14 protein-coding genes are annotated in these 14,258 nt (G+C 52.5%); 10 read left to right on the top strand and 4 right to left on the bottom strand.

Annotation, left to right across the window (positions count from 1 at the left end; translation table 11 throughout):
• Positions 1–147 precede the first annotated feature (147 nt).
• The 4 genes from EH198_RS05285 (at position 148) to EH198_RS05270 (ending at position 5,226) form a co-directional block, all read left to right on the top strand.
• Positions 148–1,917 (top strand): DAK2 domain-containing protein, encoded by a 1,770-nt coding sequence (locus tag EH198_RS05285; protein WP_124694451.1) that lies wholly within the window; start codon positions 148–150, stop codon positions 1,915–1,917.
• Between the two features lie 31 nt (positions 1,918–1,948).
• A complete protein-coding gene (locus EH198_RS05280) occupies positions 1,949–2,809 on the top strand; it encodes a DegV family protein (protein ID WP_124694450.1) in 861 nt (286 codons plus the stop codon).
• Between the two features lie 13 nt (positions 2,810–2,822).
• Positions 2,823–4,874: an ATP-dependent DNA helicase RecG gene (gene recG / locus EH198_RS05275; RefSeq protein ID WP_124694449.1), complete on the top strand. Its 2,052-nt coding sequence runs from the start codon at positions 2,823–2,825 to the stop codon at positions 4,872–4,874.
• Between the two features lie 64 nt (positions 4,875–4,938).
• Positions 4,939–5,226, top strand: a complete 288-nt coding sequence (locus tag EH198_RS05270) for a stage VI sporulation protein F (RefSeq protein ID WP_124694448.1) — start codon at positions 4,939–4,941, stop codon at positions 5,224–5,226.
• 129 nt (positions 5,227–5,355) lie between these two features.
• Here EH198_RS05270 and EH198_RS05265 read toward each other — a convergent pair whose 3' ends face one another.
• Genes EH198_RS05265 through EH198_RS05255 form a run of 3 tightly spaced genes read right to left on the bottom strand, consistent with a single transcriptional unit; the run spans position 5,356 to position 7,541 of the window.
• Positions 5,356–6,606, bottom strand: a complete 1,251-nt coding sequence (locus EH198_RS05265; RefSeq protein ID WP_124694447.1) for a cation:proton antiporter — start codon at positions 6,604–6,606, stop codon at positions 5,356–5,358.
• A 3-nt stretch (positions 6,607–6,609) separates the two neighbouring features.
• Positions 6,610–7,104, bottom strand: a complete 495-nt coding sequence (locus EH198_RS05260; RefSeq protein WP_124694446.1) for a cation:proton antiporter regulatory subunit — start codon at positions 7,102–7,104, stop codon at positions 6,610–6,612.
• Between the two features lie 2 nt (positions 7,105–7,106).
• Positions 7,107–7,541: a hypothetical protein gene (locus tag EH198_RS05255; protein ID WP_124694445.1), complete on the bottom strand. Its 435-nt coding sequence runs from the start codon at positions 7,539–7,541 to the stop codon at positions 7,107–7,109.
• A 99-nt stretch (positions 7,542–7,640) separates the two neighbouring features.
• Between EH198_RS05255 and EH198_RS05250 the strand changes: the two genes are divergently transcribed.
• Positions 7,641–7,973 carry a DUF2500 domain-containing protein gene (locus EH198_RS05250; RefSeq protein WP_124694444.1) on the top strand — a complete coding sequence of 111 codons (333 nt, stop codon included), beginning with the start codon at positions 7,641–7,643 and terminating at the stop codon, positions 7,971–7,973.
• 45 nt (positions 7,974–8,018) lie between these two features.
• On the opposite strand, the gene EH198_RS05245 is transcribed toward EH198_RS05250, so the two are convergent.
• Positions 8,019–8,939, bottom strand: coding sequence for a C40 family peptidase (locus EH198_RS05245; RefSeq protein ID WP_124694443.1), 921 nt, complete (start codon positions 8,937–8,939; stop codon positions 8,019–8,021).
• 326 nt (positions 8,940–9,265) lie between these two features.
• Between EH198_RS05245 and EH198_RS05240 the strand changes: the two genes are divergently transcribed.
• The 5 genes from EH198_RS05240 to EH198_RS05220 all read left to right on the top strand — a co-directional run bounded on the left by EH198_RS05240 (position 9,266) and on the right by EH198_RS05220 (position 14,210).
• Positions 9,266–10,336, top strand: a complete 1,071-nt coding sequence (locus EH198_RS05240) for an ABC transporter substrate-binding protein (protein ID WP_124694442.1) — start codon at positions 9,266–9,268, stop codon at positions 10,334–10,336.
• Between the two features lie 62 nt (positions 10,337–10,398).
• Positions 10,399–11,328 carry an ABC transporter permease gene (locus EH198_RS05235; protein WP_124694441.1) on the top strand — a complete coding sequence of 310 codons (930 nt, stop codon included), beginning with the start codon at positions 10,399–10,401 and terminating at the stop codon, positions 11,326–11,328.
• Positions 11,312–12,106 (top strand): ABC transporter ATP-binding protein, encoded by a 795-nt coding sequence (locus tag EH198_RS05230; protein ID WP_124694440.1) that lies wholly within the window; start codon positions 11,312–11,314, stop codon positions 12,104–12,106. Before EH198_RS05235 ends, EH198_RS05230 begins: the two co-directional genes overlap by 17 nt.
• A gap of 316 nt (positions 12,107–12,422) precedes the next feature.
• The gene (locus EH198_RS05225) at positions 12,423–13,145 is read left to right on the top strand and encodes an MgtC/SapB family protein (protein ID WP_124694439.1); all 723 of its coding nucleotides are present in this window, start codon (positions 12,423–12,425) and stop codon (positions 13,143–13,145) included.
• Positions 13,146–13,217: 72 nt separating this feature from the next.
• On the top strand, positions 13,218–14,210 hold the full coding sequence (locus tag EH198_RS05220; RefSeq protein ID WP_124694438.1) for an aldose 1-epimerase: 993 nt from the start codon (positions 13,218–13,220) through the stop codon (positions 14,208–14,210).
• Positions 14,211–14,258: the final 48 nt, after the last annotated feature.

Raw genomic sequence — 14,258 nt, 5'->3', positions numbered from 1 at the left:
ATATAATATCACAGTAAAAATTGCTTCGTCAACCGATTCAAAAACATTTATTTCTTAGTTCGCTTATAGTACAATATAGATTAGTGCATTATGTCTATTTGATGTCAGGTATGAAGAGGCATGAAAGGCTAGGAAGGGGAATTCTCATTGAGTAAGCGTTCTATTAATGGAATTGATTTTACCGCGATGGTACTAGCCGGCGCGGAGAAGCTGCAGCAGCATGCGGAGCACGTCAATTCCCTGAATGTTTTTCCGGTTCCGGACGGAGATACGGGGACCAATATGAATCTAACGATGACGGCAGGCGCAGGTGAACTGCGGAAAAATAATTCCGCTTCCATCGGGCAATGCGCAGGTGTGCTGTCCAAAGGCCTGTTGATGGGTGCGCGGGGGAATTCCGGCGTTATTTTATCCCAGTTGTTCCGTGGATTCAGCCGCTATGCCGCGCAATACGAAGAGCTGAATTCGCAGCAGTTCGCGGCAGCGCTTCAAACCGGAGTGGATACCGCATACAAAGCGGTGGTCAAGCCAGTGGAAGGAACCATATTGACCGTTGCCAAGGAAGCTGCCAGACATGCTGTTTATTTGGCAAGACGGACTACCGATATTAATGAACTGATGACTGAAGTGCTGGTCAAGGCCAAAGAAGCACTTGCGGGAACGCCGGAGCTTCTGCCGGTACTCAAACAAGTGGGTGTCGTGGACTCGGGCGGTCAAGGTTTGGTCTATATATATGAAGGTTTTTTTGAGTATCTATTGAACGGACAGTCGGCGGAATCCGTAAAGGGACAAGCCGCCAGCACAGCCGCTCCCGCAATTGCGCTCGCCAAGCCGGAAACGAAGCCGACGCCCATCCATTCTTCGGCCCAGTCGCAGCTTTCGACAGAGGATATCGAGTTCTTTTACGATATGGAATTCTTTATCAACCGTCAGCTGGGCGGCACCCAAGCGGCTGATTTCGATGAGGATCAATTTCGGAAAGCGTTATCGGTGAATGGAGATTCCATCATTGTAATTTCTGACGACGAGACGATCAAGGTGCACGTTCACTCCAAGGCACCGGGCGAAGTTTTGAATCTTGCGCTGCTTTACGGGGAGATTACACAGATTCATATTTTGAATATGCGTGAGCAGCATCGCGAGCTGCTGACAGCGGGAATGGATATCGCTCCAAGTCCCGATGTATTTGCGGATATTCCGGAGGAGAAGAGCAGTGTCGAGTCGCCTGCCGTTCCTCCGGCGGATGATCTGGCGCCATACGGATTCATCGCCGTGTCGTCAGGCGACGGAATCGCCGAGATCTTCAAGAGCCTGGGCATCGATGTTGTGCTGGCGGGCGGTCAGACGATGAATCCGAGCACGGAAGATTTCGTTAACGCGATATCGTCTATCTCGGCGAAGCATGTCTACCTCCTGCCTAATAACTCGAATATTGTCCTCGCCGCTCAGCAAGCGAAGGAACTGCTCGAAGGCGAGCGTGAGATTACGGTAATTCCGACCAAGAGTATTCCGCAGGGCATTGCGGCGGCTTTTGCCTTCCAGGAGGAAGAATCCGTGGAAACTAACACTTCCGGTATGCTGGAGGCTCTGAGTCGGGTTACATCCGGGCAGGTCACGCATGCGGTGAGGGATACGAAATACGAGGGAATGGACATTAAATCGGGCCAGTACATCGGGATCTCCAATTCAAAGATAGTCACTGCCGCCGAGAATCTGCTGGGTGCGAGCCAGGCCCTGCTGGCAGGCATGCTGGAGAGCGGGGACGAAATCGTGACCATCCTGACAGGACAAGATGCCGATCCGGAGACGACGGCTGCCTTGGAGAGCTGGCTTCAAGCTAATTATCCAGATGCCGAAGTCGAGGTCCATGAAGGCGGTCAGCCCATCTATTATTATTTACTCTCGGTAGAAGCTTAAGCCTTTTTCACTAGTCAAGGGGAGGTTTACCATGAATAAAACCGTTATCGTTACCGACAGCACATCCGATATTCCACCGTCCCTGGCGGAAGCGTATGGCATCGAAGTCGTGCCGCTTACACTCATGTTCGGCGAGGAATCTTACCGCGACGGAATCGATATGACGCCGGAACAGTTCTATGAGCGCCTTCCCCGATCGTCGCAGCTGCCAACCACGTCCCAGCCGTCGCCGGTTGAATATTTGAACGTATACCGAAATATTATGGAGCGTTATCCGGAGAGTCCGATATTGTCTTTCCATATCTCTTCCGGACTAAGCGGAACCTATCAGTCCGCTCTGCTCGCCAAGTCGATGCTGGAGGAAGAAGGCGAGCGGATAACTGTATTCGATTCCCTGTCGGCTTCTTACGGATTCGGCTTGCTGGTGGTCCATGCGGCCAGATTATCCGCGGAAGGGAAAGGCCCGGAGGAGATTTTGGATTCGGTCGAACGACTGCGCCGCTCGCGTAAGCTGTATTTTCTGGTGGACACGCTTGAATATCTGCAAAAGGGAGGACGGATCGGCAAAGCGTCGGCTGTGCTCGGCACATTGCTCAATATCAAGCCGATTCTGTCCATCGATCAGGAAGGCATCATTTATGCGGTAGAGAAAGTCAGAGGACGAAAAAAAGCGGTGGCCCGGATGATCGAGCTGTTCAAAGCCGATCTGCAAGGGATCGACAAAATCAACGTGGCCGTCGGGCATACGGCTCAGCCTGAGGCCGGTGAAGAATTTATACGGGAACTTTCTCAGCATTTCACCTTAGAGGAACAAGTGCTGACAAACGTAGGGCCTGTTGTAGGCAGTCATGTCGGCAACGGCACGCTTGCCGTATTTATTTGGCCCGCGTAGGTGAGGGATGAATATGACTCTGTCTTTGGATACAATCGAAGTTAAGCAAATTAGTGGCGTGAGCGCTCAAAAGCAGGCTGAGCTTCACGCCCTTGGCATATTTACGGTAAAGGATTTGCTGGAGTATTATCCTTTCCGTTATGAGGATTACCGTCCGAAATCGCTCAGCGAGGTGAAGCACGGGGACAAAGTGACGGTTGAGGCCAAGGTGATTGGTATTCCGGTGCTTCAGCGTTTTGGAGGAAAGTCCCGTCTCAGCTGCAAAATGATGGCGGAGCCGTGGATGTTTACGGCGACTTGGTTTAACCGGCACTATGTCCGCGAGCAGCTGACCGCGGGCCGTCAGGTTGTTATCAGCGGAAAATGGGATCAGAAACGGTCGCAAATTACGGTGACCGATTATGAATTTCCGGACCGTGGGGAAGGGAAGACCGGGACACTGCAGCCGGTGTATTCCGTCAGCGGCAAAATTACGCAGAGCTGGCTTCGCAAGACGATTTCCCAGGCGCTGCTGCAATTCGGGGATTTGATTCCCGAGATTTTACCTCAGCCGATTATGCGTAAATATGAGTTCATGCCCCGCAAGCGGGCGATTACCACGATCCATCAGCCAGAGGATTCACGGGAAGGGCAGCAGGGACGCAGGCGGATGGTATACGAAGAGCTGTTTCTGTTTCAGCTTAAGGTTCAAGCCTTCCGCACGCTGAACCGGGGAAGAATGGACGGCATGGTTCATACGGTCGATAATGCGACCGTCCGCCAGTTCGTGCGCAGCCTTCCGTTCGAGCTGACCAATGCCCAAAAGACAGCGGAGCTTGAAATTTTGCAGGATATGCGATCCTCTTATTGCATGAACCGTCTGCTTCAGGGCGATGTGGGTTCCGGCAAAACGGCGCTCGCGGCAATCGCACTGTTCGCGACGGTCCGCTCGGGCTTTCAGGGAGCGCTGATGGTGCCGACGGAAATTTTGGCCGAACAGCACAGCCGGTCGCTTCAGGCGATGTTTGAGCCTTTCGGTATCACGGTAGCTCTGCTGACAGGCAGTGTGAACGGCCGAAAGCGAAAGGATCTGCTCGCCTCGCTGCAAATGGGCCTCATAGATATTGTTGTCGGAACCCATGCCTTGATTCAGGAAGACGTGTTCTTCAGGGAACTCGGCCTTGTTGTAACGGATGAGCAGCACCGGTTCGGTGTGAACCAGCGCAGCGTTTTACGGCGCAAAGGTTATAACCCGGATGTGCTTACGATGACCGCGACACCGATTCCGCGGACGCTGGCGATTACAGTCTTCGGGGACATGGATGTCTCCACTTTGTCCGAACGTCCGAAGGGCCGCATCCCGATTTCGACCTACTGGGTGAAGCCGGACAAAATGGACAGGGTGTTGAATCTGATCCGCCGAGAGGTAGTTCAGGGCCGTCAGGCGTACTTGATCTGTCCGTTAATCGAGGAATCGGACAAGTTGGATGTGCAGAACGCCATTGATCTGCATATTCAGCTGTCGCAGGCTTTTCCTGATTACCGGGTAGGTCTGCTGCATGGCCGTATGACTCCCGGCGAGAAGGATGAAGTCATGCGCGCTTTTTACGATAATGAAGTACAGGTGCTCGTCTCCACGACTGTCGTAGAGGTCGGCGTCGATGTGCCGAATGCCACGCTGATGATTATTATGGACGCCGACCGGTTTGGACTGTCCCAGCTCCATCAGCTTCGCGGACGGGTCGGGCGGGGAGAGCACGCTTCCTTCTGCGTACTGGTGGCTGATCCGAAATCGGAGGTCGGACGCGAGCGGATGGCCGCGATGACCGAAACGGACGACGGATTCGAAGTCTCTCGGCGTGATCTCGAGCTTCGGGGGCCCGGGGATTTCTTCGGCACGAAGCAGAGCGGTCTGCCGGAATTCCGCCTCGCGGATATGACGGCCGATTTTGCCGTCCTTGAGCAGGCTCGCGGCGATGCCGCCGAATTGCTGCGGGACGGCACCTTTTGGACATCCGCCGAATATGCTCCGCTGCGAAGCTTTCTCCAGAAGGAACACATTTTTCAGGGCGATCTGATCGATTGAGTCAATTGAAGACACGTCCCGTCATATACTGAGAAAGATTGGATATGACGGGAGGTGGGGCAAGATGAGTTATCAACAATATGGAATCAGCCCGCAGCTGGTGGAGCGGATCAAGTTGAAGATGAAAAACCCGGCGGTCAAGGATCGGATTAAAAATCTAATAAATGGTGTAAGCAAGCAGCAACTGCAGGACCCCGGCGTGGTGCGCAGACTGGTGCACAATGCTTCGGGGATTCTGGGGGAAAGACTCACCTCCGTCCAGGAGGACAGCATAGTGAGATTCGTTATCGCCCAGAAAATCGATCCGAACAATACGTTCCATTTGATTCGTTTATGGGGAATGTTCCGTTAGTCAAGGACGACGGGCCGTGTAAGCAAGCGGCTGATGTACAGCGGAGGAAATAAAAAAGCGTTCCGGCTTTAAGGGCCGGGAACGCTTTTTTATGTTGTAAGGAAGAAAACGCAAGCGTCGCTCTCCCGGTTATCTTTCCTCGGAGGCGGGAGTGCGCTTCTGCGTCTGCGCCTTCCGCTTGATATGTCTGCTTTCCCACTTGAACAGCTTATCCAAAGCCTTGTAGATCACTTTGGATTCTTTGGTCAGCAGTGGGCCGAGAATCGCCAGAATCAGTACATACATGGCTGCGAACGGCTGCAAAATGGCGAGCAGTCCGCCCGCTTTGCCGAGATTGGCCATGATGATGGAGAATTCGCCGCGCGATACGATGGTCAGGCCGATGTTGGACGAAGCGCGCGGGCTTAAACCCGCGCTGCGCCCGGCAAGCAAGCCGGCGGCGAAATTGCCGAGCAGCGTGACGGCCACTGCCGCCAGTGAATACCATAAGGCTTCTCCGCCAAGGGAGAGCGGATCGATTGTGAGACCGAAGCTGAAGAAGAAGATGGCTCCGAAAAAATCGCGGAACGGAATGATCAGCTTCTCGATCCGTTTGACATGCTCCGTTTCCGCGAGAACGAGGCCGACGAGCAGCGCTCCGATCGCTTCCGCGACATGAATGGTCTCGGAAAAGCCCGCCACGAGGAATAGAATGGCGAAAATGACCAGGGCGAACAATTCGCCGGAGCGGATATTAAGCGCCTTGTTAAGCAGGGGGACCAGTTTGCGGCCGACGACAAGCAGTCCCACCATGTAAACGAGGGCAATGAGCGCCGACAGCAGCACTCCGCCAAGAGAGGAGGAACCGCTGAGCACCAGACCTGAAAGAGTCGAAATGTAGACGGCCAGAAATACGTCCTCGAACATGATGATGCCGAGAATCATTTCGGTCTCCGGATTGGCGGTGCGCTTCAGATCGACCAGAACCTTGGCGACGATGGCACTGGAGGAAATCGTTGTAATTCCGGCGACCACCAGCACTTCCTCGAGCGGGAATCCAAGTCCCCAGCCGAGCAGCAGACCGAGGGAGAAGTTGATCAGAATGTAGATGGTTCCGCCAGCAGCAATCGATTTTCCCGCTTTGACCAGCCTGCCTACGGAGAACTCCAGCCCCAGATAGAACAACAGGAACAGAACGCCGATCCGGCCCATAAATTCAATCAGAGCGGCGCTTTCGATAAACCGGAAGTCCAGATGCCAAATATGAAAAGCATGCGGTCCGACCGCCATTCCAACCAAAATATAAAAAGGGATGACGGAGAATCGGAATTTCGCTGCTAATAATCCGGACAGCGCCACAAGCGCTATGGCCAATCCGATTTCAAATACGATATGGTTCATCAATCAACCACATCCATTCCGCAAAATATGCCTGAATTGTTTATGCTGTTCTCTCTCCCCCGCGGCAACGACGATGCAGTCCGGCGTCAGTTCCAGTTCGGGTCCGGGGCTGATATGCTTAGTGTGATTTTTTTCGATGACCGCTATTACGGTAACACCGGAACGGGCGCGGATATCGAGTTCGCCAATCGTATGGCCGATACAGCCGAACCCCGGCTCCAGACGGTACCATTCAATAATCAGGTCGTCCAGCGCCACCTCGATGGATTCCAGCGACCGGGGCTTGTAAGTGACGCCACCAATGATAGCTGAAATATATCTGGCTTCGTCATCGTCGAGTGTAACCATGGAAATACTTTGATCCGGATCATCATATTCAAAATGATACAGCTCCCGCCGTCCGTCATCATGTACAATGATAGCGAGCTTATCGCCGCTGCGGGTATTTAGAACAAATTTTTTCCCGATTCCGGGCAAATCGCATTCTCTAAAATTCATAATCAAACCAGCCTCCAATAAGTAAAAGTCGTATATTTGCAGTATCGTCCACCTATGACTTCAGCCGCACGGGAGTAAGCCACATAATTCGAGGTGTATTTAAGCGGATACAGAAGCAGGCGCTTCAACAGATTATAGATAAGCGGATAAAATAACCCGAATAGCAAAGGCAATGCGTAGGGCTTCAACTCGGCAGGATAGCTCTGTTCAATAGGAAGACGGGATAAGGCGCCTGGAAAATGCGGCTGCGGATGCTGGCGGGCCGAAGTCACCGCAAAATGGTGAGCCTGCTTTTCGATACCTTTTGCCGCGTTGTCCTGAGCCGATGGGCTGTTCCAATCGACGACAGCGAATGCTGGAAGGACCAGCGCAAGGAGAATTGCCAAAGCGAGCCGGATTAGTCCATTCCGCGCATTTCGATCTATATATTGAGTCAAAAGGGCACCTCCTTGGCCGATCTAGTGTAAAAATCATAACATAGCCTTCACCTTGGAGCCAAATAGCAAGGCGGAGCCAACAGAACGGGGGAGTAATAAATGAAACTATGGAGCGGGCAATTCCCGACAGAGCCGCCAAGCGGATTTGAATTGTTTTGGCAGGATACGCCGACTTTCTTCCGAATTTTCATGATTATTTTCGCAGTTGTCGCCGTTGGCATTCTTTCCGCAATTTTCTACGCCTTATTCAAAGGAATTAAACAGTATGTAACCTATGAGTTTCAGAATGGTGCCAGGATTGAACTCGAAGTGCCTGACAATATGTACGGACTGGTAGTGGAAGGAGACCGGGGAGAGCTGACTTATCAAGGTACGAGATTCAAAGGCTTTAACCGGGCAGTCGATCGGGCAGCAGGGAATGCTGAGGGATAAGCTGGGGGCAAGAACTGAAGATTATCGGAAAAAAAGCAACGCGCCCTACAGGACGCGCCGCATATGCAGAATGACGTTGTTCCAATACCCGCTGTCCAGATTACTGATCTGAACTCCGGGGGAGCCCCAGGTGTGTATAAATTCTCCGCCTCCGATATAAATGCCGACATGGCCGGGAATGGTGTCTCTATCGAACCGTCCGGGGACAGTGAAGAAAATAAGATCTCCGGGCTGAAGCTGCTGACGGCTGACGGATCTGCCGAGATTGTCCTGATCTTTGGCGAGCCGCGGCAAATCCACGCCAAACTTCTTAAAGACATGGCGGGTAAAGGAAGAACAGTCGAATTTTTTCGATTCCTCGTAAGGCGCCGCCCCGAAATCATAAGGAACGCCCAGATATTTTTTGGCATAGGAAATCAGCTCGCCGGCTTGATCCGAAGACATACTTTGAATGCGGAAAGGCTTGCCTGGTGCAGCCGCATTTTGCTTATCGTCGGCGATACGTTCTCTCGGGGTGTCAATGGAGATTTCGCTGCTGCCGGGGTTCAAGCTGACCTTCGATTGAAATAATTTCGACAGCGAACCCGTCGTTATATAGATTTTTCCGTCTCGCCGGATAGGCGCTTCTGGCAGAGTGCAGGTTTTACCGAGGGAGAAGGCCTCTGCGGAGCCCGGTCGCACTTTGTACATCACGTCGCTGTAACCGATCTTGGCATAACCGCCTCCTCCGGGTTCCTCTTCTACCCGATAGCCTAATGATTTAGCTGCAGGTTCAAGGGGAATCCACGTTTTGCCCGAAGAGTCGGTATCTGACTGCTTCTCGATGTAACCTTGCGGCTGGACGGAAGGATTGACGGCATTGGTACGGGGCTGACCGGTGTTATTGGTGTTTCCGCAGGCTGTTGCAAGTACGGCGGCAGACAGCACTGAGCTCAGGAGCAGCAGTTTTTTTGGGGTTGCGTTCATATCACACGCTCCATATTCAAAATTGTAGACTCAGTATGCTCAGCGCTCTTTTTTTTATGTAGCTCGGGCAAAAGGAAATGGTTGTAAGGAATGATCCGGATGAATGGTTTGAAGAACCGGTTTGCGCGGATAATGTAGAACATTCGGTTATTATTTCAGATTGACGAAAATAGGAACCCACATATAATATAGTTTCATAGAATGCCGGTATGGACGCGGGTTGCCGCTAGCATTTACTTTATCGCTTTGATCTATAGAAGCGACAGTGCTGCGGCGCACGTTTCGATGCACGCGCTGATAATATTACGAGAAGAGGGGATTTTTACATGAAGAGAAAGAAAATCTGGCTGGGGCTCAGTTTATGTCTCATGCTCGTGGCGGCAGGCTGCGGCAACAACAATACAACGGCAAGCAACGGTGCGACAGCCGTACCCGGCAGCACCGCACAGAGCACTGCGGGAGCGGGAAGCACGGACACCAAAACTTACAAGATCGCCGTATCGCAGTATGTTGAGCATCCGTCGCTGGATGCCACTTACGACGGCATTATAGCCGCACTGAAGGATGCGGGGATTGTCGAAGGACAGAACCTTACCGTCGATTTTGAGAACGCGCAGGCGGATCAGGCGAACAATCTATCCATAGCCCAAAAAATTGCGTCCGAAGACAATGATCTGGTCATCGGAATCGCAACGCCTCCCGCTCAGGCGCTTGTGCAGGCCATCAAGAACGATACGCCGATCTTGTTTGCGGCCGTAACGGACCCGCTTGACGCCAAGGTGGTATCCAATCTGGATCATCCGGGCGGAAATGTATCGGGGGCATCCGATACGAATCCCGAGGCGATTACCAGACTGATGGATTTCATCGCCGCTCAATTTCCAAATGTGAAGAAGCTGGGCCTTATTATCAACGAGGGCGAGCCGAACGCTGTCGTAATGGCGGACAAAGCCCAAGCTGCGCTGGACAAGCATGGCATTGAGCTGATCAAAGCGCCGATTACGAACACTTCCGAAGTCAAACAAGCCGCCGAGTCCCTGGTTGGACGGGCCGACGCGCTGTACATCACTCTCGACAACTCGGTTGTCAGCGGCGTTGACTCCATTATCCAGGTAGCCAACGAGAACAAGCTTCCGTTCTTCTCAAGTGACCGTGATACAGTTGAGAAAGGCGCTTTCGCTACCGTAGGCTTCAAATATTATGACCACGGCTATCAAGTCGGGCAAATGGCGGTTGACGTGCTGAAGAACGGTAAGAAGATCGGGGATCTACCAGTTACCGTGCAGCAGAAACTGGACGTTATCCTGAATCTGAAGGCTGCCGCCGCTCAAGGCATTGAAGTAACGGACGCCATGAAGAAAGAAGTGGCCGATCAGACTAACGACATTATTCAATAAGATTTGTCCAGGGGCGATCCATAGTGACGCCCCTTGCCGTTTGAAGGGAGAAGTAAGACATCATGTTGGAATCAATGAACGGGGCGATTGAGCTCGGATTGCTTTATGCTTTTATGGCCTTGGGTGTATATATAACGTTCCGGATTTTGGATTTTCCGGATTTAACCGTGGACGGCAGCTTTACGACGGGCGGCGCCATTGCCGCCGTTATGATCACTCACGGCTATGCGCCGTGGCTGGCTACGATCGGTGCGCTTGCCGGGGGAATGATTGCCGGGCTGTGCACCGGTCTGCTCCACACCAAAGGAAAGATCAACGGGCTGCTGTCGGGGATATTGATGATGATCGCGCTCTATTCGATCAACTTGCGGATTATGGGCAAGCCCAATGTGTCGCTCATGGGCGATGAGACGCTCTTTTCTTCAATTGATCCGCTCTATGTAATGCCAATCGCGGTTATAGCGGTGAAGCTGCTCATGGATGTGTTCCTGCGAACCGACCTGGGGCTCGCCCTGCGGGCGACCGGAGACAATTCGCGGATGATCCGCAGTTTCGGCGTGAATACGGACAGTACGACGATGCTCGGAATCAGTCTGTCGAACGGACTGGTGGCGCTCTCGGGAGCGCTCATCACTCAATACTCGACGTTTGCCGATTCCTCGATGGGCATCGGGATGATCGTTATCGGTCTGGCTTCCGTCATCATCGGGGAAGCGATTTTTGGCTCGGGCAGCGTATTCCGCGCTACGCTCGCGGTTGTTCTGGGCTCAATTGTGTACCGGATCGTTGTCGCGCTGGCATTGAGGGTGGAATGGCTCGACGCCTCCGACCTGAAATTAATTACGGCGATTATTGTTATTATCGCCCTCGTGTTCCCATCGGTGCAGCGCTACCTCAAGCAAAAGAACAGCGCCCGCAAGCGTACTGCTGAGCTGGCCGAGCTAGCCTTGAAAGACAAGAAAGGAGGCGCGGCCGATGTTAAAGCTCGATAACGTGTCCAAGCTGTTTAACCCGGGCACGCCGGACGAGAAGATTGCCTTGCTCGGTATTGATCTGGAACTGAATCCGGGAGATTTCGTTACAATCATCGGCAGCAACGGGGCCGGAAAGTCGACGCTGATGAATATTATTTCCGGCGTTATGAAGCCGGATCTCGGCGAAGTCCTCATCGAAGCAAGCCCGATCAGCCATTTGGCCGAGCATCAGCGCAGCCATTGGATCGGCCGGGTCTTTCAGGACCCGATGGCCGGCACATCGCCGCGTATGACGATTGAAGAGAATCTGGCGATGGCTTACAAGCGCGGCAAAAGCAGAGGGCTGTCCATCGGCGTTTCATCCGCGAAACGGGCAATGTTCCGTGAGGAGCTGGAGCGGCTTGGCATCGGCCTGGAGAACCGCCTGAGGGCGAAGGTCGGGCTCTTGTCCGGCGGAGAAAGACAGGCTCTCAGTCTGCTAATGGCCACGTTTACGAAGCCGCAAATTCTGCTTCTGGATGAACATACGGCAGCGCTCGATCCTGCAAGAGCGGAGCTGATTACACGCTTGACCGAATCCATCGTTCGCGAAATGAAGCTGACCACCTTGATGGTAACCCATAACATGGAGCAGGCCATCCGGCTTGGCAACCGCCTGATTATGATGGACAAGGGACGGATTATCCTCGATATCGATGAGACTCGTAAAAAGGATCTGACGGTGGAACGGCTTCTCGGAGAATTTGAGAGCATCAGCGGCCATAAGCTTGCCGATGACCGGATCGTGCTGGGCTAGCCGGTATTCATCGTTTACGTTGAAGGAAGAACAGTAGAGGCCCGATATGAGGTCCGAACACCGGACGGAATTGTCGGCCTTTTTTACGGGATAGTTGAATATTCCGCCGTCGATTCATTTTTAGCAGTGAGGGTATAAGTTAAGGAAATAATGGTAACCGGTCTCAGCGGGAACGGGAAGGCATATAGTTTAAAGCGGGATGCTGCGCTGCAAGTGATTTGAAGGCTCCACGCCAGTGGGGCTTTTTGCATTAGTATAAGAATGAATAAGCATCAGGATATAATTTATCTTTATTCCCTTGAAAGGAGAGAAGACGATGCATTTGCATATCGAAGCCATGATCAAACTGCTTGTAGCCATGCTGTTCGGGCTGTTCATCGGTATAGACCGCCAGTTAAAGCAGAAACCGTTGGGAATTCGGACCAGTATGGTTATCAGTATAGCCAGCTGCCTCGTGACTATCGTATCAATCCGGGCCTTTGATGAATTCTCCGGTGCCGATCATCCCAATATGGACCCGATGCGGCTTGCGGCGCAAATCGTAAGCGGCATCGGTTTCCTGGGTGCGGGCGTCATCCTGCGAAGAGGCGGCGACGCAATCTCCGGCCTGACTTCGGCGGCGCTGATCTGGACGGCATCGGGCATCGGCATCGCGGTGGGGGCCGGATTCTATATTGAAGCGGCTATCGCCGTTGTGCTGCTTATTTTTGCGGTCAACGCGGTTCCTTGGCTTATTCGGGCGATAGGTCCGCAGAAGCTTAACAATCATGACGTATCCGTCAAGATTGTCATGGAAGACATTGACGGCATGCCGGAAGTTATCTGTAAAATCGAGAATCGGACAGGCAACGCAAAAGGCCAGCACAAGCGAAAATTCCGCGAGCGCATTATCCGGCGGATAAAAATCAAGGACCTGGAAGACGGAAGACAAATGATCGATATGGTGCTGTCCGCTCCCCACCGCGATTTTGCCACGGAAATTTATTATGATCTCAAGGGGATTGAAAACATTATGAACGTCGAAGTGGAACAGTTATAGAAGAAAATACGGATTTATGATACTCTATCCTTTGTGAAAGCAGTTACATGAATGGGAGGAGAGGCAGAAACCATGGATATCAAAGCATACGAAGAACAATTTGAGGGCGAACCTGCGGTATGGCTGAAAGCCGGACGCTTTGAGGCGGCCGTACTGCCGGGAACCGGCGGCAATTTGATCGCGTTTCGCGATACGGAGAACGGCTACCGCTTCCTGCGGGAACCGGGAGAAGACGGAATAGAGGCTTTTAAGCAAAGCCCCGGAGTATATGGTATTCCTGTGCTGTTCCCTCCTAACCGGTACGCTGACGGCAAATTTCCCTGGAACGGGCAAGTTTATCAATTGCCGATTAACGAAGAGGCGACCGGGAATCATATTCATGGTTTTTTGCATACGGCGGTCTGGCAGGTGGAAGACTTCGGGAGCAGCAAGAACGAGAGCTATGTTACCGTGGCCATCAAAGTGGACGAGAATCATCCTTCCTATGAATATTTTCCCCATAAATATATCGTGAAGCTGCGCTATGGTCTGTCGGAAGCGGGACTGTCCCAGCAGCTGCTGATCCATAACGACGGGGATGAAGTCATGCCCTGTCTATTGGCTTTCCATACGGCGGTTAACGCCCCGTTCGCTCAGGAGAGCGCTGCAAGTGATTACCGGGTAAAGGTAACGATAGGCGAGCGCTGGGAACTCAATGAACGGATGCTGCCGACGGGAAATTATCAGCCTCTCCAGCCCGAAGAGATCGAACTGCGAGAGGAGGGAGTGAATCCGTTCTTCGCTCCGATGGACAATCATTATACGGCTGTTCCTCAAAACGGAAGAAACCGGATGGAGCTTACCGATATGAATCTCGGCGTGACGCTGGTCTATGATGTGGGCACATCTTACAAGCAGTGGATGATTTGGAACAACGGAGCGAAGGAAGGCTTTTTCTGCCCCGAACCTCAGGTCAATCTGGTAAATGCGCCGAATGTGGACCTGCCTGGCGACGAAATAGGCCTGTTCAGTTTAAAGCCGGGTGAGTATTGGGAAGAAACGGCGAGATTTTATATAAAGGAATAATAGAATGCCATACAAGAGAGCGGTTCGAGTGTCCCGAAGACGGATATT

The sequence above is a fragment of the Paenibacillus rhizophilus genome (assembly GCF_003854965.1).
GTDB lineage: Bacteria > Bacillota > Bacilli > Paenibacillales > Paenibacillaceae > Paenibacillus_AQ > Paenibacillus_AQ rhizophilus.
Note: the sequence above shows the minus strand (reverse complement) of the source record. Positions and strands in the feature narration are given on the sequence as shown.

Bases quoted from the DNA above. Each gene is read 5' to 3' on its own strand.
- EH198_RS05270 (WP_124694448.1), top strand. From the start codon at position 4,939: ATGAGTTATCAACAATATGGAATCAGCCCGCAGCTGGTGGAGCGGATC.
- EH198_RS05245 (WP_124694443.1), bottom strand. From the start codon at position 8,939: ATGAACGCAACCCCAAAAAAACTGCTGCTCCTGAGCTCAGTGCTGTCT.
- EH198_RS05265 (WP_124694447.1), bottom strand. From the start codon at position 6,606: ATGAACCATATCGTATTTGAAATCGGATTGGCCATAGCGCTTGTGGCG.
- EH198_RS05260 (WP_124694446.1), bottom strand. From the start codon at position 7,104: ATGAATTTTAGAGAATGCGATTTGCCCGGAATCGGGAAAAAATTTGTT.
- EH198_RS05280 (WP_124694450.1), top strand. From the start codon at position 1,949: ATGAATAAAACCGTTATCGTTACCGACAGCACATCCGATATTCCACCG.
- EH198_RS05240 (WP_124694442.1), top strand. From the start codon at position 9,266: ATGAAGAGAAAGAAAATCTGGCTGGGGCTCAGTTTATGTCTCATGCTC.
- recG (WP_124694449.1), top strand. From the start codon at position 2,823: ATGACTCTGTCTTTGGATACAATCGAAGTTAAGCAAATTAGTGGCGTG.
- EH198_RS05225 (WP_124694439.1), top strand. From the start codon at position 12,423: ATGCATTTGCATATCGAAGCCATGATCAAACTGCTTGTAGCCATGCTG.
- EH198_RS05220 (WP_124694438.1), top strand. From the start codon at position 13,218: ATGGATATCAAAGCATACGAAGAACAATTTGAGGGCGAACCTGCGGTA.
- EH198_RS05230 (WP_124694440.1), top strand. From the start codon at position 11,312: ATGTTAAAGCTCGATAACGTGTCCAAGCTGTTTAACCCGGGCACGCCG.
- EH198_RS05250 (WP_124694444.1), top strand. From the start codon at position 7,641: ATGAAACTATGGAGCGGGCAATTCCCGACAGAGCCGCCAAGCGGATTT.
- EH198_RS05235 (WP_124694441.1), top strand. From the start codon at position 10,399: ATGTTGGAATCAATGAACGGGGCGATTGAGCTCGGATTGCTTTATGCT.